The organism is Nocardioides convexus (assembly GCF_011090295.1).
On the sequence record NZ_JAAMYA010000001.1, the window covers coordinates 2443719 to 2463477 of the forward strand.

General features: G+C 73.0%; 14 protein-coding genes and 9 pseudogenes. 4 read left to right on the forward strand and 19 right to left on the reverse strand.

All coding sequences use genetic code 11. From position 1 onward, the window contains the following. Window positions 1-149: 149 nt before the first annotated feature. From G5V59_RS37060 to G5V59_RS18425, 11 genes and pseudogenes are all read right to left on the reverse strand, one after another. Window positions 150-293 (reverse strand): annotated as a pseudogene (locus G5V59_RS37060) (NADH-quinone oxidoreductase subunit H); the annotation flags it as partial. After that, window positions 290-2747: pseudogene (locus G5V59_RS37065) on the reverse strand (NADH-quinone oxidoreductase subunit G). The pseudogenes G5V59_RS37060 and G5V59_RS37065, both read right to left, overlap by 4 nt. Continuing rightward, window positions 2744-4058: pseudogene (gene nuoF, locus G5V59_RS18385) on the reverse strand (NADH-quinone oxidoreductase subunit NuoF). The pseudogenes G5V59_RS37065 and nuoF overlap by 4 nt, the downstream one beginning before the upstream one ends. Further along, window positions 4051-4710 (reverse strand): NADH-quinone oxidoreductase subunit NuoE, encoded by a 660-nt coding sequence (nuoE, locus tag G5V59_RS18390; RefSeq protein WP_278259924.1) that lies wholly within the window; start codon window positions 4708-4710, stop codon window positions 4051-4053. Before nuoE ends, nuoF begins: the two are co-directional and overlap by 8 nt. A 39-nt stretch (window positions 4711-4749) precedes the next feature. Next, window positions 4750-6093: pseudogene (locus G5V59_RS18395) on the reverse strand (NADH-quinone oxidoreductase subunit D). Between the two features lie 10 nt (window positions 6094-6103). Further along, window positions 6104-6698 (reverse strand): annotated as a pseudogene (locus G5V59_RS18400) (NADH-quinone oxidoreductase subunit C); the annotation flags it as partial. Window positions 6699-6805: 107 nt separating this feature from the next. Next, window positions 6806-7365: pseudogene (locus G5V59_RS18405) on the reverse strand (NADH-quinone oxidoreductase subunit B family protein). Between the two features lie 3 nt (window positions 7366-7368). Then, window positions 7369-7780, reverse strand: a pseudogene (locus G5V59_RS18410) (NADH-quinone oxidoreductase subunit A). 93 nt (window positions 7781-7873) lie between these two features. Continuing rightward, on the reverse strand, window positions 7874-8341 hold the full coding sequence (locus G5V59_RS18415) for a hypothetical protein (protein ID WP_278257431.1): 468 nt from the start codon (window positions 8339-8341) through the stop codon (window positions 7874-7876). 10 nt (window positions 8342-8351) lie between these two features. Further along, the gene (locus tag G5V59_RS18420) at window positions 8352-9722 is read right to left on the reverse strand and encodes a hypothetical protein (protein ID WP_278257432.1); all 1371 of its coding nucleotides are present in this window, start codon (window positions 9720-9722) and stop codon (window positions 8352-8354) included. A 29-nt stretch (window positions 9723-9751) separates the two neighbouring features. Beyond that, window positions 9752-10441, reverse strand: coding sequence for a demethylmenaquinone methyltransferase (locus G5V59_RS18425; RefSeq protein WP_278257433.1), 690 nt, complete (start codon window positions 10439-10441; stop codon window positions 9752-9754). A 64-nt stretch (window positions 10442-10505) separates the two neighbouring features. On the opposite strand from G5V59_RS18425, the gene G5V59_RS18430 reads away from it, so the two are divergent. Continuing rightward, window positions 10506-11096: a peptidoglycan-binding protein gene (locus G5V59_RS18430; RefSeq protein WP_278257434.1), complete on the forward strand. Its 591-nt coding sequence runs from the start codon at window positions 10506-10508 to the stop codon at window positions 11094-11096. A 21-nt stretch (window positions 11097-11117) separates the two neighbouring features. Then, entirely contained in the window at window positions 11118-11588 is a 471-nt protein-coding gene (locus tag G5V59_RS18435) for a L,D-transpeptidase (protein WP_278257435.1), read from the forward strand. Here G5V59_RS18435 and G5V59_RS18440 read toward each other — a convergent pair. The 8 genes and pseudogenes from G5V59_RS18440 to G5V59_RS37070 form a co-directional block, all read right to left on the reverse strand. Then, on the reverse strand, window positions 11524-11751 hold the full coding sequence (locus tag G5V59_RS18440; RefSeq protein ID WP_278257436.1) for a hypothetical protein: 228 nt from the start codon (window positions 11749-11751) through the stop codon (window positions 11524-11526). The genes G5V59_RS18435 and G5V59_RS18440 overlap by 65 nt on opposite strands. A 33-nt stretch (window positions 11752-11784) precedes the next feature. After that, on the reverse strand, window positions 11785-12168 hold the full coding sequence (locus tag G5V59_RS18445; protein WP_278257437.1) for a hypothetical protein: 384 nt from the start codon (window positions 12166-12168) through the stop codon (window positions 11785-11787). Window positions 12169-12197: 29 nt separating this feature from the next. Then, window positions 12198-12896, reverse strand: coding sequence for an MBL fold metallo-hydrolase (locus tag G5V59_RS18450; protein ID WP_278257438.1), 699 nt, complete (start codon window positions 12894-12896; stop codon window positions 12198-12200). Between the two features lie 22 nt (window positions 12897-12918). Continuing rightward, complete coding sequence (locus tag G5V59_RS18455; RefSeq protein ID WP_278257439.1) at window positions 12919-13470, reverse strand: UBP-type zinc finger domain-containing protein; 552 nt, start codon at window positions 13468-13470, stop codon at window positions 12919-12921. Then, window positions 13458-14510 (reverse strand): cation:proton antiporter, encoded by a 1053-nt coding sequence (locus G5V59_RS18460; RefSeq protein WP_278257440.1) that lies wholly within the window; start codon window positions 14508-14510, stop codon window positions 13458-13460. Before G5V59_RS18460 ends, G5V59_RS18455 begins: the two co-directional genes overlap by 13 nt. Before the next feature lie 766 nt (window positions 14511-15276). Beyond that, entirely contained in the window at window positions 15277-16422 is a 1146-nt protein-coding gene (locus G5V59_RS18465; RefSeq protein ID WP_278259925.1) for a thiamine pyrophosphate-binding protein, read from the reverse strand. Continuing rightward, window positions 16419-17372 (reverse strand): annotated as a pseudogene (locus G5V59_RS18470) (o-succinylbenzoate synthase). The gene G5V59_RS18465 and the pseudogene G5V59_RS18470 overlap by 4 nt, the downstream one beginning before the upstream one ends. 775 nt (window positions 17373-18147) lie before the next feature. Then, window positions 18148-18381: pseudogene (locus G5V59_RS37070) on the reverse strand (hypothetical protein); the annotation flags it as partial. An 82-nt stretch (window positions 18382-18463) separates the two neighbouring features. Between G5V59_RS37070 and G5V59_RS18485 the strand changes: the two are divergent. Together G5V59_RS18485 and G5V59_RS18490 are read left to right on the forward strand one after the other, a co-directional pair. Beyond that, a complete protein-coding gene (locus G5V59_RS18485) occupies window positions 18464-19468 on the forward strand; it encodes an MFS transporter (RefSeq protein WP_278257441.1) in 1005 nt (334 codons plus the stop codon). Next, the gene (locus G5V59_RS18490; RefSeq protein WP_278257442.1) at window positions 19468-19737 is read left to right on the forward strand and encodes a hypothetical protein; all 270 of its coding nucleotides are present in this window, start codon (window positions 19468-19470) and stop codon (window positions 19735-19737) included. Before G5V59_RS18485 ends, G5V59_RS18490 begins: the two co-directional genes overlap by 1 nt. The last annotated feature ends 22 nt before the right edge of the window (window positions 19738-19759 follow it).

Genomic DNA, 19759 nt, shown 5'->3' on the forward strand with positions numbered 1-19759 from the left:
CGAAGGCGGGCACCACGACGATCACCGGCGCCAGCACGAAGACCACCTTGTCGGCGGCCTTGGGGATCAGGTCCTCCTTGAAGGCCAGGCTTCACGCCGTCGGCCAGCGACTGCAGCAGGCCGAAGGGGCCGTGCACGTTGGGGCCGATGCGGTGCTGCATCCGGGCCACGACCCGGCGCTCCCACCAGATGTTGAAGAGCGTCAGCAGGACCAGGATCACGAAGACGAGCAGGGTCTTGACGCCGATGATCCACCAGACGTCGTTGCCGAAGGCACCGAGGGTCGTGTTCATCCGTGCACCCCTTCCGCTCCGCTGATCGTGACCGTGCTGCCGGGCGAGGCGAGGTCCGCGAGCACACCGTCGCCGACCGAGTTGGCCGGCACCCACACCACGCCGTCGACGAGGTCGTCGCCGATCTCGGCGGGCAGCGTGATCGACCCGCGGTCGCCGGTGAGGGTGACGGTGGGCCCGTGGGCGTCGTACACGGCCCGGGTGACGAGTGCGACCGGCGTGCGCGAGGTCGCCTTGAGGTACTTGTCGCCGTCCTGCAGCGAGCCGTTGTCGAGCAAGCTTGCTTCCAGGTCGCCAGCCGCACCGCCGAGTGGGGGTTTCCGGCGGTCGGGTGGGGGGTTGCGGACGCCGGAGCCGCCGACTCGGCCGTCGCAGGTGCCCACTCGACACGCGGGCCGTCCCAGGGGCCGAGCCTGGCCCATCTCGGCGCGGACCTCGGGAACCGTGCGGAAGCCCAGCGGGGTGCCCAGGCTCGTCGGCGATGCCCGCGAGGGCGCGCAGGCTCCGGAAGCGAGGCCGGGTTGTGCAGGGCGGCCTCCCACGGGCGCACCCGGCCCTCCCAGTTGACGAAGGTGCCGGACTTGTCGGTGGTCGGCGCGACGGGGAAGACGACGTCGGCCGCCTCCGTGACCTCGGTACGACGCAGGTCGAAGGCCACCACGAAGGAGGCCGCGGCCACCGCGGCCCGGGTCAGCGCCGGGTCGGCGGTGTCGTCGGGGTCGACGCCCGCGACGACCAGACCGCTCAGGCTCGCCGGCCGCGAGCGCGGCGACGATGGCGTCCGCGTCGCGCCCCTCCGCCTCGGGCAGCGCGGCGGCGCCCCAGGCGGTGGCGACGTCGACCCGGGCCTGGGCGTCGGCGACCGGACGGCCGCCGGGCAGCAGGGTGGGCAGGCAACCGGCCTCGACCGCACCGCGGTCACCAGCACGACGCGGCACCCAGGCCAGCCGGGCGCCGGTGCTCGCGGCGATCCGGGCGGCGGCGCCGAGCGCGCCGGGCACGCTCGCCAGGCGCTCCCCGACCAGCAGCACGCTGCTCGCGTCGAGTCTCGCCGGCCAGGGTCTCGAGCGTGGCGGGCTCCGCGCCCGGCGCGGTCAGCACGACCCGGGCCCGCAGCCTTCTCCAGCCCGCGGGTGGTGAACGGCGCCAGGCTGATCACGTCGGTGCCGCCGGCCAGGACCGACTTTCGCAGGCGCAGGAAGATCGCGCCGGCCTCGTCCTCGGGCTCCAGGCCGACCAGGACGACCTTCGCGGCGGACTCCAGGTCGCCGTAGGTCACCGCGCCCGCGCCCGGCCCGCTCAGCACCACGTGCGCACCGAGGAAGCCGGTCTCCTCGGCCGAGAGCGGCCGGGCCCGGAAGTCGATGTCGTTGGTGCCCAGGGCCACCCGCGCGAACTTGCTGTAGGCGTAGGCGTCCTCGACCGTGAGCCGGCCACCGGTCAGCACGCCGACCCCGGCGGCGTCGCGCGCCGCGGCAAGGCCGCGCGCGGCGACGGTGAAGGCCTCGGGCCACGACGCGGGGCGGAGGCTGCCCTCCTCGTCGCGGACCTGCGGGTAGGCGAGCCGGTCCTCGGCCTGCGCGTAGGCGAAGGCGAAGCGGTCCTTGTCGGTGATCCACTCCTCGTTGACCGCCGGGTCGTTGCCGGCCTGGCGGCGCAGCACCTTGCCGCGGCGGTGGTCGACCCGGATCGCCGAGCCGCAGGCGTCGTGCTCGGCGATGCCCGGCGCGGAGACCAGGTCGAAGGGCCGCGAGCGGAAGCGGTACTGCTCCGAGGTGAGCGCACCCACCGGGCAGATCTGGATGACGTTGCCCGAGAAGTACGACAGGAAGGGAGCGTCCTCGGCGATGCCGATCTGCTGCTGGGCTCCGCGCTCGAGCAGACTCGATGAACGGGTCGCCCGCGATCTCCTCGGCGAAGCGGGTGCAGCGCTGGCACACGATGCACCGCTCGCGGTCGAGCAGCACCGTCGGGGAGAGGTTGATCGGCTTGGGGAAGGTCCGCTTCACGCCGCGGTTGCGCTCGTCGGAGAAGCGCGACTCCCCGCGCCCGTTGGACATCGCCTGGTTCTGCAGCGGGCACTCGCCGCCCTTGTCGCAGACCGGGCAGTCGAGCGGGTGGTTGACCAGCAGCAGGCTCCATCACGCCCTGCTGCGCCTTGTCGGCGACGGGGCTGGTGACCTGGGTGCTGACGACCATGCCGTCGGCGACCGGCAGGGTGCACGAGGCCTGTGGCTTGGGGAAGCCGCGACCGTTCCCCGCGTCCGGTACGTCGACCAGGCACTGCCGGCAGGCACCGACCGGTGCGAGCAGCGGGTGGTCGCAGAAGCGGGGGACCTGCACGCCGATCTGCTCGGCGGCGCGGATCACCAGGGTGTCCTTGGGGACGCTGACCTGGACGCCGTCGATGGTGACGGTGACCAGGTCGGTCTTCTCGACCTCGCCGGCGCTCATGCCGACACCTCCTGCCCGGCCCAGGCGGTCGACCGGGCCGGATCGAACGGGCACCCGCCCTGGGCGAGGTGCGCGAGGTACTCGTCGCGGAAGTGCTGGATGGAGCCTGGAGATCGGGCTGGTCGCACCGTCGCCGAGAGCGCAGAACGAGCGGCCCAGGATGTTGTCGCACTGGTCGAGCAAGCTGGTCGAGGTCCTCCTCGCTGCCCTGGCCGTTCTCCAGCCGGGTCAGCGCCTGCACCAGCCACCAGGTGCCCTCGCGGCAGGGGGTGCACTTGCCGCAGGACTCGTGCTTGTAGAACTCCGTCCAGCGCAGCACCGCGCGCACCACGCAGGTGGTGTCGTCGAAGATCTGCAGCGCGCGGGTGCCGAGCATGGAGCCGACGCCGCCGACCCCCTCGAAGTCGAGCGGTACGTCGAGGTGCTCGGCCGTCAGCAGCGGTGTGCTGGAGCCGCCGGGGGTCCAGAACTTCAGCCGGTGCCCGGCCCGGACACCGCCGGCGAGGTCGAGAAGCTCGCGCAGGGTGATCCCGAGCGGGGCTTCGTACTGGCCGGGCTTCACGACGTGGCCGGACAGCGAGAAGATGCCGTGGCCCTTGGACTTCTCGGTGCCCATCGAGGCGAACCAGGTCGCGCCGTTCTTGACGATCGCGGGGACCGAGGCGATGGACTCGACGTTGTTGATGACCGTCGGGCTGGCGTAGAGCCCGGCCACCGCGGGGAACGGCGGGCGCAGCCGGGGCTGGCCGCGGCGACCCTCCAGGCCCTCCAGCAGCGCGGTCTCCTCGCCGCAGATGTAGGCACCCGCGCCGGCGTGCACGACCACGTCGAGGTCGTAGCCCGAGCCGTGGATGTCCTTGCCCAGGTGCCCGGCGGCGTAGGCCTCCGCGACCGCGGCCTGCACCCGGCGCACGACGTGGACGACCTCACCGCGGATGTAGATAAACGCCTTGTGGGCGCGGATGGCGTAGGAGCCTGATGATCACGCCCTCGACGAGCACGTGCGGGTTGCCCATCATCAACGGGATGTCCTTGCAGGTCCCCGGCTCGGACTCGTCGGCGTTGACGACGAGGTACTTCGGCTTGGGGTTGTCCTGCGGGATGAAGGACCACTTCATGCCCGTCGGGAAGCCGGCGCCCCCACGGCCGCGCAGGCCGCTGTCCTTGACGGCGGTGATGACCTCGTCAGGGCTCATCGCGAAGGCGGCGTCGAGGGCGTCGTACCCGCCCTTGGCGGCGTAGGCGCTGAGCCTTCCAGCCCTGCGCGTCGTCCCAGGTGTCGGTGAGCACCGGGGTGAGGGTGTCAGTCATCGCTCGCCTCCTGAGCCGGCTGCGCGGACGGGTCCGGCGCGGACCACCCGCGCTCGCGGGCGATCTCGAGCCCGGCGAGGCTGGCCGGTCCGGCGGTCGGGCCCTCGTCGGCGCGACCGTCGGGGAAGCCGGCGAGCACCCGCTCGGCCTCGCGCCAGGTGCACAGCCGGGGACCGCGGGTGGAGCGGACCTCGTGGCCGGCGCGCAGCGCCTCGACCACCTGGACCGCCGACTCGGGGGTCTGGTTGTCCATGAACTCCCAGTTGACCATCAGCACCGGCGCGTAGTCGCAGGCCGCGTTGCACTCGATGTGCTCCAGGCTGACCGTGCGGGAGTCGCCCTGGCGCTGCACGGCGACCTCGTCGTTGCCGATCTCGAGGTGCTCCTTGAGCCGGGCGAAGATCTCGTCGCCGCCCATCACCGCGCACAGCGTGTTGGTGCACACCCCGACGTGGTAGTCGCCCACGCCGTGCCGCTTGTACATCGTGTAGAACGTCGCGACGCCGCTGACCTCGGCGGGGCTGATGTCGAGGATCGCGGCGCAGGCCTCGATGCCCTCGGGGGTGATCCTGCCCTGCACCGACTGCGCGAGGTGCAGCATCGGAAGCAGCCCCGAGCGCGGCTCGGGGTAGCGGGCCGCGATCTCGCGCAGACTCGCCGAGCGTCTTGTCGTCCAGCGGGTTCGTAGCCATCAGCGGTCGACGCCTCCCATGACCGGGTCGATGCTCGCGATGGCGACGATGACGTCAGCGATCTGGCCGCCCTCGCTCATCACGCCCATCGCCTGGAGGTTGTTGAACGACGGGTCGCGGAAGTGCGCCCGGAACGGCCGTGTGCCGCCGTCGGAGACGACGTGGGCGCCGAGCTCGCCGCGCGGCGACTCGACCGGCACGTAGGCCTGGCCGGCCGGGACCCGGAAGCCCTCGGTCACCAGGCTTGAAGTGGTGGATCAGGGCCTCCATCGACTCCCCCATGATGTGGCGGATGTGGTCGAGGCTGTTGCCCATGCCGTCGCTTCCGATGGAGAGCCTGGCTGGGCCAGGCGACCTTCTTGTCGGCGACCATGACCGGCGCGCCCTCCAGGCGGGCCAGCCGGTCGGCGGCCTGCTCGATGATCTTGAGCGACTCCCACATCTCGTTGAGGCGGACCCGGAACCGGCCGTAGGAGTCGGCGGTGTCCCAGGTCTGCACGTCGAAGTCGTAGGTCTCGTAGCCGCAGTAGGGCTGGGCCTTGCGCAGGTCGAAGCCGTAGCCGGTGCTGCGCAGGACGGGGCCGGTCAGGCCCAGCGCCATGCAGCCCTCGAGGTCGAGGTGGCCGACGTTCTCCAGGCGGGCCTTGAAGATCGGGTTGGCGTTGCACAGCGCGGCGTACTCCGGAAGGCGCTTCTTCATCAGCGCCACGAAGTCGCGGATCTGGTCCAGGGCGCCCGGCGGCATGTCCTGGGCGACGCCACCGGGACGGATGAACGCGTGGTTCATCCGCAGGCCGGTGATCAGCTCGAAGAGGTCGAGGACCAGGCTCGCGCTCGCGGAAGCCGATGGTCATCACGGTCAGCGCGCCGATCTCCATGCCACCGGTGGCGATGCAGACGAGGTGGCTGGAGATCCGGTTGAGCTCCATGAGCAGGACCCGCATGACCTGGGCCTTCTCGGGGATGTCGTCCTCGATGTCGAGCAGTCGCTCGACGCCCAGGACGTAGGTCATCTCGTTGTAGAACGGGGAGAGGTAGTCCATCCGGGTGCAGAACGTCACGCCCTGCGTCCAGGTGCGGTACTCCATGTTCTTCTCGATGCCGGTGTGCAGGTAGCCGATGCCGCAGCGGGCCTCGGTGACCGTCTCGCCCTCGATCTCGAGGATCAGCCGGAGCACGCCGTGGGTGGACGGGTGCTGGGGGCCCATGTTGACCACGACCCGCTCGGCGGCGTCGCCCTCGCCGAGGCCGTCGGCGATCTCGCTCCAGTCCTGGCCGCTGACGGTGAAGACCTTGCCGTCGCTGGTGTCGGCGGCGGGGTCGGCGTAGAAGTCGGTGCTCATCAGCCTGTAGGCTCCTCCGCTGGTCCGGCGGTGGGACGGTGGCGCCCTTGTACTCCACGGGGATGCCGCCGAGGGGGTAGTCCTTGCGCTGCGGGTGGCCCGGCCAGTCGTCGGGCATCAGGATCCGGGTCAGCGCCGGGTGCCCGTCGAACTGCAGGCCGAACATGTCCCAGGTCTCGCGCTCGTGCCAGTCGGCGGCGGGGTAGACCGCGACCACCGACGGCACGTGCGGATCGGCGTCGGGGGCGCTGGTCTCGACGCGGATGCGCCGGTTCCAGGTGTACGACGCCAGGTGGTAGACCGCGTGCAGGCTCGCGCCCGGCGTCGCCCGGGTAGTGCACGCCGTTGACGCCGGAGAGGAACTCGAAACGCAGCGCCGGGTCGTCGCGCAGCAGCCTGCATCACGGTGACCAGGTCGGCACGGCGGACGTGGAAGGTGATCTCGCCGCGGTGGATCACGACCTGCTCGACCAGTGCGTCCAAGCTTTGTCGGCCACCGTGTCGAACCAGCCACCGAACGGACGCTGCGCGGCGCCGGGGAGCACGACGGGGGCCACCAGTCCGCCGTACCCGCTGGTGTCACCGCTGCCCTGGACGCCGAACATGCCCTGTCGCTCGCCGACCGCGCGGACCTCCAGGCCCGGCTCGCCGAGCGCCTCGGGGGCGTTCTCGGGCGACTGCTCGACGGCCTTCTCCGGGCCCTGCTTCTCGCTCATCGCAGCAGCCCCCGCTGGTCGCCGGTCGGCAGCGCGACCAGGGCCTCGGCCTCGGACTCGCGGATCTGCGCCTCGCGGTTCTTGCCGAAGGGGGTGTCGTGCTGGACCTTGTCGTGCAGCTTTGAGGATCGCGTCGATGAGCATCTCCGGGCGCGGCGGGCAGCCGGGGAGGTACATGTCGACCGGTACGACGTGGTCGACGCCCTGCACGATCGCGTAGTTGTTGAACATGCCGCCGCTGCTCGCGCACACGCCCATCGCGAGCACCCACTTGGGCTCGGCCATCTGGTCGTAGATCTGGCGCAGCACCGGCGCCATCTTCTGGCTCACCCGGCCCGCGACGATCATCAGGTCGGCCTGGCGCGGGCTGGCGCGGAAGACCTCCATGCCGAAGCGGGCGAGGTCGTACTTCGGGCCGCCGGACGTCATCATCTCGATGGCGCAGCAGGCCAGGCCGAAGGTCGCCGGCCAGAAGGCTGGCCTTGCGCATGTAGCCGGCCAGCCCCTCGACGGTGCTGAGCAGCACTCCGCTGGGGAGCTTCTCCTCGATACCCATGGCTCAGTCCCAGTCCAATCCGCCGCGCCGCCAGACGTAGGCGTAGGCCACGAAGACCGTGGCGATGAAGAGGATCATCTCGACCAGCCCGAACCACGCCATCTGGTCGAGTCTGCATGGCCCACGGGTAGAGGAAGATGATCTCGATGTCGAAGACGATGAAGAGCATCGCGGTGATGTAGTACTTCACCGGGAAGCGGCCGCTCAGCGCCTGGGGCGTGGGCTCGATGCCGCACTCGTAGGAGTCCATCTTGGCGCGGTTGTAGCGCCGCGGCCCCACCATGGTGCTCATCGCGACCGACCCGACCGCGAACAACGCGGCGAGAGCGGCGAGCACCAGGACCGGTGTGTGAGAGCCCCATGAGCCTCCCTCTCGTGATCTTGTGAACAGAATCACTAGTGGCGTGGCCCACATCCTGCCACTCCCCGAACCAGCATGCACAGGGGGTGGCGCAGACCACAAAGGCGGTCTGACCTGGGAATTTAACGCATGGGAGGGTTGCGAAAATCAGGCACGACGGGGTGGTACGCCGATCCGCTCCAGCCAGGCGTCCGGGAACAGCCGGCGCGGCACCATCAGCCACTGGCGGCTCGTGCCGTCGCGGGCCGTGAGGAAGACCGGACCCACCCGGGGCCGGGTGAACCGCTCCCACGCCACCTGCGCGGTGCCCGTGCCGGTGCTCAGCACGAGGGCGTCCTCGGTGGCCTCGGCCGCGACCGTCGTACCGACCGGGTAGGCCGCCCCGAGCACCTCCCGCGCGCTGCGCAGCGAGGAGGTCCACGCCCACCCCAGCCAGGCTGCCGCGAGGACGGCCAGCACCAGCGCCAGGACCGGGCCGCTGAGCCCGAGCGCCAGCAGGGCCATGCCCGCGACCAGCACCACGCCGGGGAGCGCGGTCGCGCGCCAGTAGTGGACCGCGGCCGCGCGGACCACCTCGCGCTGCTCGGCCTCGGTCGGGGTCCACTCCTGCTTCACGCTCGCATGATCACATGCTCAGCCGGCCAGGCTCGGTCCAGGTCGTCTCGACCCGCTGCAGCAGGTCGTCGTCGAGCCGCTCCTCATCCGCCGCGGCGCCGCGGCGCACCTTGCCGTCGGGGGCGAGCGCGGTCGTGCCCACCCAGCGCCGTACGCCGGTGCGGGAGGCGGCGAGGGAGACGGTCAGCGTCGCCCCGGGCGGCGCGGACTCGCGCATCACCGTGAGCGCGCTGCGCAGCCTGGTCGTCGTCGATGCCGGCCGCGAGCCTCCAGCCGGCCGAGGTGGGGGACCACCCCGATCACGTCGGGCAGGCTCCATCACCTTCTCGTACGACGCCAGCCGGCGCGGGGTCTCACCGGCGAACGTCTCGACGACGAGGTCCGGGTCCTGGCCCAGGTGGGGCGAGGGCGCCGGGGCATACCCCAGCGAGCGGAGCCGCGCCCGGGGGTTCGCGGCGAGCACGCGACGGGCGGCGCGGAAGCCGGCGAGGCCGGTGGCGAGCACGTCGACGTACCGGGCCGGGGCGAGGCCGGGGACCGCCGCCAGCGCGACGTACGCCGCTCGGGTGGCGGGGTCCTCGGTCGCGTCCCGCAGGCCGCGGGGTGAGGTCACCAGCGTGCCCCAGCCGATCGCGTCCCTGTCCCGGTCGAGCCAGGGAACGAGCCGGGCCGCCTGCTGTCGCAGGTCGTCGAGGGAGATGTCGCGGGGCGAGAACACGACGCCGACGCGGGTGGCGCCTGCGACGCCGTTGATCCAACCGCCGGTGCGGGGGAAGCGTCGCTGGAGCGCGACCATGGCGCGCAGGGCGGCGACGTCGACGTCGAAGTCAAGGCGGGTGCTCCACTGCACGCCCGTGCGACCGTCGGCGGACTGCACCCGGATCGAGTCGCCGGTGTCGACGCCGATGTCCTGGAGGTCCAGTGCCAGCGCGGCGACGTCCGCGGCCGGTGCCGTCACGAGGGTGCTCACCGAGGCGGCAGCGCCGTCGGTGACCGCGGTCGCCCGCCCGTCCGCACGGAACCACAGCGCCCGCACGAGGTCGCCCTCCGCCTCGCTGCGCGACCGGCTGCCACGCCCGATCGGCGGCAGGTAGGCGTCGAAGCCGTCGACAGCAAGGCGGTAGGACCCGCGGTCGCTGAGGTCCTCGGCGTAGGCCTGGAAGTCGTCGACGAAGTCCCAGACCTGGTCGTCGGTGCGGCCCTTCTCCAGCCGTACGACGACGCGATCGCCCCGCTCCTGCACGGAGGCGACGTCGGGGCGCTCGTCCAGCCAGTGCACGACCTTCTGCCGGTCGGTGCCGCCGCTCTCGGCGCCGGAGCAGCCGGAGAGCACCAGGGCCACCGCGAGGAGGAGCAGCAGGACGCGACGCATGGCGGGCACGGTGCCCGGGTCCGACCGGCCGGAAACCCTCAGGCGGTCGCGCGGTGCAGGGTGACGATCCCGCCGGAGAGGTTGTGCCACTCCGCGCCGCTCCAGCCGGCCTCGCCGATCATCGCGGCCAGGCCTGCCTGGTCGGGCCAGGCGCGGATCGACTCGGCGAGGTAGACGTAGGCGTCCGGCGCCGAGGACACGGCGCGGGCCACGGCGGGCAGCGCCTTCATCAGGTACTCGAGGTAGACCGTGCGCCACGGCGTCCAGGTCGGGTGGCTGAACTCGCACACGACCAAGCGACCTCCGGGCTTGGTGACCCGGCGCATCTCGGCCAGCCCGGCGAGCGGGTCGACGATGTTGCGCAGCCCGAAGGAGATGGTGACGGCGTCGAAGGTGGCGTCGCGGAACGGGAGCCTCGTGCCGTCGCCGGCCGTGAACGGCAGGTGCGGAAGCCGCTTCTTGCCGACCTGCAGCATGCCGACGGAGAAGTCGCACGGGATGACGGTCGCGCCGGCGTCGCGGAACGGCTGGCTCGACGTGCCGGTGCCGGCGGCGAGGTCCAGCACCCGGTCGCCGTACGACGGGTCGACGGCGGTGAGCACCTCCTTGCGCCAGCGGCGGTCCTGCCCGAACGAGAGGATGTCGTTGGTCAGGTCGTACCGCCGCGCGACCGCATCGAACATGCGTCGGACGTCGGCGGGCTGCTTGTCGAGCTCTGCGCGGGCCACCGCGGCAGCCTATCGGCGCAAATTCGCTCGCAACCAACCGGCCGCCCGCGGCGTCTACTCCTACATGAACACCAAGACGCGGCTCGCTCGCCGCATCACCCTCGTCACCGTGGTCGCGGCGCTCCTCTCGGTCCTGGCCTACGGCGTGGGCTGGGCCGTGCGCGAGGACGCACTGCCGTGGCAGGACTCCTCACCGACCGCGGCCCCGCGACAGCACCGGCCGGCACCGGCGCCGAGCACCAGCACTCCTGCGGCGACGCCCTCGCAGGACGGCACCCCCAGCCCGTCCGAGGAGCCGAGCGAGACACCCGGCGACCAGCCGAGTGCGACTCCCAGCGAGACGCCGAGCGGGACCCCGGACGCGACGCCGAGCGAGGTTCCCAGCGCGACCCGCAGCGCGAAGCCCACACCGACGGCCGGGCCGGCGCTGCTCTCCCCGGCGACGACGGCCCGCGGGTCCGCGAGCCTGCAGGCGCGGCTGAAGCAGATCGCGTGGTTCAGCGGTGACGTGACCGACCACTACGGCGCCGTGACGGCCGAGGCGGTGCGCGGCTTCCAGGCCAAGCGCCAGATCGCGGTCACCGGCGCCGTGGACCAGCGCACCCTCGACCTGCTGCACAAGATGACCCGCCAGCCCACCCAGGGCGAAGCCTGACGAACCAGCCGCCGCCGGGCGGTGGGGGCAACACCCCGGGCCCGCTGGACCCGCGCTGCACGACCGGCCGGGTGCTCTGCATCGACAAGTCGAGCCGCACCCTGCGCTGGGTGGTCGACGGCGACGTCCGCAAGACCGTGGACGTGCGCTTCGGCTCCTCCGAGTCCGCCGACCCGGGAGGGCGTCTTCGCCATCGAGCGCAAGAGCCGCGACCACGTCTCGTCGCTGTACCACACGCCGATGCCGTACGCGATGTTCTTCTCCCGCGGCCAGGCGGTGCACTACTCCTCGGACTTCGCCGCCCGTGGCTACAACGGCGCCTCGCACGGGTGCGTCAACGTGCGCGACAAGGACGCCGTGGCGTGGCTCTTCGACCAGGTCCAGGCTCGGCGACAAGGTCGTCGTCTACTGGAGTCGAGGACCGGGCTCAGCCGAGCGCGACGACCTTGTCGAGGTAGCCGACGACCTCGTCCGGGGTCAGCCCGGTGCTGAAGATGTCGTAGGTCAGGCCCTTGCTCTCGGTCCGGCACTGGACGTTGTAGTCGGCGGCGGTCGGAGGCTGGCCGGTCGGCATGCCCGTGGTCGGGTCGGCCGCCTCCTTCCAGATCACCGCGCAGCGCTTCCCCTGCACGTCCTGGAGCCTGGTAGTGCGCACCCGACTGGTCGACCGAGAACGGCCCGCTCGGGTTCAGCAGGCCGGCAGGGCCGGGCACGACGGTGACGGCGAGCCTGCGCCGGCGTGCTCTGCTGGGTGCTCCCCGGCTCGGGGAGGTCGATGTAGTCTGCGGGCCCGCGCGGCGCCGTACTCCTTGGCGAGGGACTTGTTGGCCTGCTTCTCGCTCGCGATCGTGCTCGCGACGAAGGTCTTGAACTGCGCGGTCTGCTCCGCCGAGGTCAGCCCGGCCTGCTCGGCCGTGATCGCCTGCAGCGCGACGAAGCGGTCGTCCAGCCTTCTCGGGCAGCGTGGGCAGCGTCGTGGTCGCGGCAGCCGGGTCGTCGACGACCTTCGGCAGCCCGACCCCGAACCCGACGGCGGCGACGAGCAGGACGGCGCCGGTGGCGGCACCGGCAACGGTGGAGCGTGCGATCGGCATTGCGCCATCATGCCGGGTCGACCTGAGAGATCCCCGAGGGGGCTCCAGGTCGGACCGCAGGTCGGGCTACAGGTCGGAACCGTCGGCCAGCCGGACGTAGTCGAGGTCGCGCGCGCCGAGCAGGCGGCCGAACTGGGCGTCGACGATCCCCAGCCCGGCCTCGGAGTAGACCCGGTCGTGGATCGCGACGTTGCGGGCGGCGCCGACCGAGCGCGCGAAGTCGATGCCCTCGCTGAGCCGCATCCACGGCGCGCAGACCGGGGTGAGCAGCACGTCGACCGGCACGCCGGGCACGGTCAGCGCGTCGCCGGGGTGGAAGACGGCCTGCTCGCCGACGCTCATCAGGTAGCCGCTGTTGTGGAAGCGCGGCAGGTCCGGGTGGATCACGGCGTGCAGGCTCCCCGATCGCGCGGACCCCGATCCCGCCGATGGTCCAGGTCTCGTCCGGCGCGACGACGGTGACCCGCTCGGCCACGTCGGGCGCGGACTCGCGGATCTGCGCGGCCACGGCGGCGATCGTGTAGATCGGGGCGTCCGTGGCACGCAGGTTCTCGGCGTCGTAGTGGTCCGCGTGCTCGTGGGTGATCAGCACCGCGTCGGCGCTGTCGACCGACTCGCGCTCGCTCCACATGCCGGGGTCGAGGACCAGGGTGGTGCCGTCGTGCTCGATCCGGACGGCGGCGTGGCCGAACTTGGTCAGGCGCATGTTCCCACCGTAGCCCGCGGGGTCAGCCGGTCTGGTGGTGGACGAAGCACCAGCGCCAGTCCTCGCCCGGCTCCACCGAGCGCATCACGGGGTGCAGGGTCTCGCGGAAGTGCGCGGTGGCGTGGCGCCCCGGCGAGGAGTCGCAGCAGGCGACGTGCCCGCAGGTCAGGCACATCCGCAGGGCGACCCACTGCTCGCCGTCGGCGATGCACTCCGCGCACGCCAGCACCGACGGCACCTCGGGCGATCCGGCCAACGGGGTGGCCAGCAGGTCCTCGCAGCCGCCGGCGAGCGGCCGGCTGGCGACGGCGGTCCGCAGCTCGGCACGCTGCGCGACGGCGGCGTCCAGCATGGACTCCTCGACGTCGAGCATCGCCAGCACCTCGCTGACGATCTCCGAGGGCACCTTGCCGGTGGAGCGGATCTCGAGCACCCGGCGGCGCTCCTTCTCGATCATCTCCCCGCGCCAGCGCGCGTAGAGATCGCTCGGGCTCTCCAGGTCGGCGGTGGTGCCGAGCCGCTCCCAGGCGGCGAAGTTGCGCTGCTCGATGCGCTGGATGATCAGGTCCCGCACGCGCAGCGGGTCGTCGTCCTCGGCGGCGAGACTCGTCGAGACGCTTGATGCCCGCCTTCGCCGCCTGCTGGAGCAGGGTCGCGCGGGCGAGCGCGTCGTCCTGCGGGTCGGGGCCGGGGACCCGCAGCGTGCGCGCCAGGGCGGGCAGGGTGAGCCCCTGGCCGAGCAGCGTGCCCGCCACGACGGCGAACGCGATGATCAGCAGCACCTCGCGGTGGGCGGTGTCCTCCGGCACGGTGAACGCCGCCGCGAGGGTGACCACCCCGCGCATGCCCGCCCAGCCGATGAGGAACGAGCCTGCGCCACAGCATCGGCATCGGCTCGCCCGTGCGCGCCTCCGGCCCGCGGCGCAGCAGCAGGCCGCTGGCCGCGAACACCCAGACCATGCGCAGCACGACACAGGTCAGCAGCGCGGCGCCGCACGCGAGGGCGATCGTGCTTGCGCCGTACTCGCTGTCGCCGACCTCCGCCAGCAGCCAGTCGGCCTGCAGGCCGATGAGCAGGAAGACGGTGTTCTCCAGGACGTAGGCGATGGTGCGCCAGTTGGTGCGCTCGGCGATCCGCGACTGCGCGGACTGCAGGATCGGCGCGACGTGGCCCAGCAGCAGTCCCGCGACGACGACGGCGACGACGCCGGAGGCGTGGATCTCCTCCGCCACGATGTACGACGCGAACGGGATCACCAGTGAGATCGCAGTGTCGAGCAGCGGGTCGGTGACCTTCTTGCGGATGAAGCCGACGACGAGAAACGCGAGGCCGCCGATCGCCGCACCACCGCCGGCGGCGATCACGAAGTCGAGGCCGACCTGCCAGGCCGCGACCGTCGTACCGAGCGCGGCGACCGCCGTGCGCAGCGCGACCAGGGCGCTGGCGTCGTTGAGCAGGGACTCGCCCTCGAGGATCGTGACGACGCGCCGGGGCAGGCCGATCCGGCGGCCGATCGCGGTCGCGGCGACCGCGTCGGGCGGTGCGACGACGGCGCCGATGGCGAGGGCCAGGGCCCAGTGCAGGTCGGGGATGACGAGTTTCGACCACCGCACCGACGCCGAGGGTGGTGAACGCGACCAGGCCCACGGACAGCAGCAGGATCGGGCCGCGGTTGGCGTTGAAGTCGACGAGCGAGGTGTTGACGGCCGCGGAGTAGAGCAGCGGTGGGAGCAGGCCGAGCAGCACCATCTCGGGCTCGAGACGCAGGCTCCGGCACCCCGGGGACGTACGACGCGGCGACGCCGACCACCACCAGGGTCAGCGGCGCGGGGACGTCCACCCGCTCCGAGAGGGCGGTCACCGTCAGGACGACGACCGCCACGGCGACGAGCAGGAATGCGATCTCCACCCCGCTATTCTCCCGGTTCGGTGGCGAGAGCGCGGATGGCGCCGTCCAGGCTCGCGGCGGCCGGTGCGGTCGACGACGGCCTCCACGACCTCGATCCCGCCGTTCGGCGAGGCCAGCGCCTGCTCCAGACTCGGGGCGCGAGGTGACCCTCAGGTGCGCGACCCGGTGGGCGGCGCACAGGCTGGCGAGGTCCGTGCCGTGCGGGGTGCCGAAGAGCCGCTCGAAGGAGGCCGCGTGCGCGGGCGCGCCCTGCTCCAGCATCGAGAAGATCGCCCCACCGTCGTCGTTCGGGACCACGATGGTGAGGTCCGGACGCGGCTCGTCGGGGCCGAGGACGAGCGCGGTCTGGTCGTGCAGGAAGGTCAGGTCCCCCATCAGGGCGAGGTTCCGCGTCGAGCCCGGCCGGCCGAGCGCAGCACCGATCGCGGTGCTGATCGTGCCGTCGATCCCGGCCAGGCCGCGGTTGGCGATCACCTTGCGCCGGCTCCCGACGGGCGTGGGGCGCGCCACCAGGTCGAGGTCGCGGATCGGACTGGACGCCCCGACCACCAGCAGCCCGCCGGCGGGGAGGGCGGCGTGCGTGGCGCTCGCGACGTCGTACGGCGTGAGGGTGGGCTGCTCCGCGAGCAGGCGGTCCACCCGGCGGGCCAGCGCCCGGTCCGCGTCGCGCCAGGCGGCGAGCCAGGCCGGGTCGTCCGGCTCGCCGGCCCAGGACGGCGGGCCGATCGCGACCGAGCCCGGCGGAGCGGGCGGCCACACGCCGGGGCTCGGGACGACGAGCACCTCCACGTCGTACCGCTCCAGGAGGCGGGTGACCGGCCGGGACAGCGTGGGCCTCCCGAGGACCACCACCCGCTCGATCCGCTCGCCCAGGGTGGTCCCGAGCAGCAGCCGGTAGGTGCGCAGCGCGTGGTCGCCCGTGCGCGCGCCGCTGCTCGGCTCGGCCAGCAGCGGCCACCCGGCCGCCTCGGCGAGCCTGCCGCGCACGCGGGCCGGCGTCGTCGCCTGCCACCACGACCGTGCGGGGCCCTGGCCACAGCGGCTCCGGCTCGCCACGCACCATCCATTCTTGTCGTGAATCGGCCGGTCCCACGACGAATTCGGTAGGTGCGTGGGGCGCAGGAGCCTCCGGCACCAGGGGCGCGTCGAGCCTGGACGTTGAGGTGCAGTGGGCCCTCGGCTGCCGGGGAGGCCGCGAGCAGGTCCGCCTCCGAGGCGATGTCGTACGTCGTCACGAAGGGGCTGAAGATCCCGACCTGGTCGGTGGTCTGGTTGGCGCCGGTGCCGCGCAGCCGGGCCGGGCGGTCGGCCGAGAGCACGACGAGCGGGATGCCGGAGTGGGCGGCCTCCAGGACGGCGGGATGGAGGTTCGCGACGGCCGTGCCGGAGGTGGTGACGACGGCTGTGCGGGCGCCGGACTTGGTGAGCCCGAGCGCGAGGAAGCCTGCCGTCCGCTCGTCGATCCGGGTGTGCAGGCGGGGCCCGCCGCTCCCCTGCGCGGCCCACAGCGCCAGCAGGAGCGGGGCGTTGCGCGAGCCGGGCGCGGCCACCACGTCGGTGACGCCGGCGCGCGCGAGCCAGGCCAGGCAGGCGTCGGCGAGGGCGGCGGAGGTCATCGCTCCCGATCCTCCCGCACCCCACGTACGGCGGCCAGGCGGGCCGTCCAGTGCGCCACCCGCTCGGGCGCGGCGGCCAGTGCGTCCACCGCGGCGAGGTCGACGGCCGGACGCCCGACCGGCAGCGCGCCGTCCACGGGCAGCAGCGGCGCGGCCGCCACGTCGGCGGTGAGCAGGCTGGACGGTGGCCAGCCCACAGGCGTGGGGCAGGCTCCGGGAGTGCCGCGGCGAGCGCGACCCCGGCGGCGATCCCCACCGAGGTCTCCAGCGCCGAGGAGACCACCACGGGCAGGCCGATCCGCTCCGCGATCTCCAGGCAGGCACGCACGCCGCCGAGCGGCTGCACCTTGAGCACCGCGATGTCGGCGGCCTCCAGGCTCGCGCACCCGGTAGGGGTCCTCGGCCCGGCGGATCGACTCGTCGGCCGCGACCGGGACGTCCACCCGGCGGCGGACCCGCGCCAGGTCCTCGACGCTCGCGGTGGGCTGCTCCACGTACTCCAGGCTGCCGGCGGCGCGGTCCAGGGCGCCGATCGCGGCGACGGCGTCCTCGACCGACCAGCCGCCGTTGGCGTCGACCCGCACCTTGCCTCCCGGGCCGAGGGCGGCGCGCACGGCCGCGACCCGGTCGAGGTCCTCGGCCAGCGACTGGCCGGGCTCGGCGACCTTCACCTTGGCGGTGCGGCAGCCGCCCGCCCGGACGATCTCGGCGGCCCGCTCGGGACCGACCGCGGGCACGGTCACGTTGACCGGGACGGTGTCGCGCACCGGTGCGGGCCAGTCCCCGGCCAGGGCCTCCTCCGCACAGCGCAGCCAGGGCTCGGCGACCTCGGGCGAGTACTCCAGGAAGGGGCTCCACTCCCCCCAGCCGCCGGGGCCGCCGAGGAGCGCGACCTCGCGCACGGTGATGCCGCGGAAGCGGGTGCGCATCGGGATCGAGAGGACCCTCACCGCGCCGCCTCCGCACGCAGGGCCTGCCGGTCCGGCTTGCCGTTGGGCAGCAGCGGGATCGCATCGAGGACCACGACCTGGCGCGGCGCCCAGGCCCGCGGGTGCTCGGCGGCGACCCAGTCGCGCAGCGCCGCGGCATCGACCGGCGCCGTGAGACTCGACGAAGGCCACCACCCGGTTGCCCCACTCGGCGTCCGGTACGCCGAGCACCTCCGCCGCCGCGACCGCCGGGTGCCCGCGCAGCCGCTCCGCCACGGCCGGCCCCGGCACGTTCAGCCCGCCGGTGACGACGACGTCGTCGAGCCGGCCGATCAGCGCCAGCCGGCCGTCCTCGTCGAAGCGGCCCGCGTCGGAGGTGAGGAACCAGCCGTCGACGAGCACCTCGGCGGTCAGGTCCGGCGCGCCGTCGTAGCCGGTGAACAGGGTGGGCCCGGCGATCCGCACCCGGCCGCCCTCGCCGAGCGCGACCGCCACCCCGTCGAGCGGTACGCCGTCGTAGACGCACCCGCCGGCGGTCTCCGCCGAGCCGTACGTCGCCACGACGTGCACCCCCGCGTCGGCCGCCCGGGCGCGCAGGCCCGCGCCGATCGGCCCACCGCCGAGCAGCACGGTGTGCGCGCGGCGCAGGGCCGCGCGGTCCTCGGCGACCTCGAGCATCCGGGTCAGCCTGGGTGGGCACGAGCGAGGTGAACCACCCGTCGCCCGCCGGCCAGCCGTCGCGCTCCAGCAGCGTCGGGGCGTGCCCGGCGACGAGTGAGCGGAGCAGCACCTGCACCCCCGCGACGTACGACGGCGGGAGGGCGAGCACCCACGGGCCGCTCGCACCGAGCCGGGCCGCCGAGGCGCGGACCGAGGCGAGCACCGCCTCGCGGCCCAGCAGCACGCGCTTCGGCGTACCGGTCGATCCGGAGGTGGTGACGACCAGCGAGACGTCGTCCGGGCCGTCGAGCCAGGCCCGGGCCCCGGCCCTCACCTCGTCGGCGGAACCGGAGGCCGCCCAAACTCGCACGCGACAAAACCTAGTCGCTGGGGGATGATGACCGACGATGAGGACCGATCGGGCGGAATCTCAGACCCTGTGGCGACGGCTGGTGCCGCCGACGCCGCTGGGGCGACGTCTCGCGTCCCAGATGACCCTGCTCACCACGGGTGAGGGCGCCTTCAACACGGGCAGCGCGGTCTTCCTCACCCAGGTGGTCGGGATGTCGGCAGCCCGGGTCGGCCTGGCGCTGACCCTCGTCAACGTCGCGGAGTTCCTGCTCGCCTACCCCGCCGGTCGGGTCGCCGACCGGTTCGGCCCGCGGCGGGTGTGGGCGGTGAGCATGTGGGTGCGCGGCGCCTGCTTCGTCGCGCTGCCGTTCGTCGGCTCCTTCGAGACCTACCTCGTCGTCGGCACGGTCTTCGCCGTCTTCGGATCCGCGGCCCGGTCTGGCTACCGCGCCTACGTCGTCGACGTGCTCCCGCCCGAGGAGCGGGTCGCCACCCAGGCCCACCTCTACTCCGCGGTCAACCTCGGACTGACCCTCGGCGCGATCGTCGGCGGCATCGCGCTGGCCACCGGGAGCCTGGAGGTCATCCGCTGGTCGCCGCTCTTCGCCGCCCTGCTGACGATCGTGAGCGCGCTGCGGATCGCCGGCCTGCCTGCCGCGCCGCACGACCTGCGCGTCGCCAACGGCGAGGCCCGCGTGCGCCCTGCCGGGCCCGGCCCGGCGCGCAACCGGGGCTGGGTCGCGCTGACGTTCTGCCTCGGCGTGCTGTCGACCAACCAGACCCTGCTGCACGTGGTGATCCCCCTGTGGGTCGTCGAGGCCACCGACGCCCCGCACGTCCTGCTGGCGTGGCTCTACGGCACCAACACGGTGCTGTGCATCGTCCTGCCGGCGTACACCTCGAAGGGGGTGCGAGGCCTGCGCGACGGGATGCGGTACGTGTGGATCTCCACGGCCTTCTTCGTGGTGTCCTGCCTGGTCACCCTGACCACCCACTCCACCGCCGGTGTGGTGACCGTGCTGCTCGTGTGGCTCGGGCACGTCACGGTGACCGGGGCGGAGCTCTTCTTCTCCGGGGCGAGTTTGGGCCTTCCAGGCCGAGCCTGATGGACCCGCACCGACGCGGGGAGTACCAGGGCGTCGCCGAGGTCACCCGCGCGATGGGTTCGATGTGGGCGCCCGCCGCCTTCACCTTCCTCGCCCTCGGGCAGGGCGGCGAGGGCTGGCTGGTGATCGCGGCGGTGATCGTCGGCGCGTCGGCACTGACCGGGCCGTCGCTGCGCAGCGCGACGCGCTTCCGCGACCAGCACTTCCCGGCCACCGCGGACCCGGATCCGGAGGAAAGTCGGTCGACAGGGGTCAACGCCGGAGCGTAGACTTTCTCTTGATGTCAAGATA

Excerpts from the sequence above, each read along its gene's own strand:
- G5V59_RS18450 (WP_278257438.1), bottom strand. The coding sequence starts at position 12,896 with ATGCGCCTGACCAAGTTCGGCCACGCCGCCGTCCGGATCGAGCACGAC.
- G5V59_RS18465 (WP_278259925.1), bottom strand. The coding sequence starts at position 16,422 with ATGACCTCCGCCGCCCTCGCCGACGCCTGCCTGGCCTGGCTCGCGCGC.
- G5V59_RS18490 (WP_278257442.1), top strand. The coding sequence starts at position 19,468 with ATGGACCCGCACCGACGCGGGGAGTACCAGGGCGTCGCCGAGGTCACC.
- G5V59_RS18430 (WP_278257434.1), top strand. The coding sequence starts at position 10,506 with ATGAACACCAAGACGCGGCTCGCTCGCCGCATCACCCTCGTCACCGTG.